1 pseudogene is annotated in these 236 nt (G+C 54.7%); it reads right to left on the bottom strand.

From position 1 onward, the window contains the following. Positions 1-236 (bottom strand): annotated as a pseudogene (locus ACT3TY_RS17985) (hypothetical protein); the annotation flags it as partial.

The raw sequence follows: 236 nt of genomic DNA, 5'->3' as shown, positions 1-236 counted from the left end.
ACATATTTCACCCAGCCCCTTGCCAAACGCCCGGCGAATCCGTAAAGTACGCATCCGCTGCCGGGGACGCCAAGCGTTACCAGCGGTGAAGAAGGTGAAAACCTTCGGTTTGTCAGGAAGTTAGCGAGGTTTAAGTCGCTTGCTTCACCCGCTGAAAACAACGGTTGACAAACATCAGGAAATGCGTAGAATACGCCTTCCTCGCTGAGGCAAGCGGCTCCGGTCATCGAGTCGAG

The sequence above is a fragment of the Halomonas sp. AOP22-C1-8 genome (genome assembly GCF_052378905.1).
Classification (GTDB): Bacteria; Pseudomonadota; Gammaproteobacteria; order Pseudomonadales; family Halomonadaceae; genus Vreelandella; species Vreelandella citrativorans.
The sequence above is the reverse complement of the archived record's forward strand: the minus strand, read 5'-3'. Positions and strand labels throughout refer to the sequence as shown.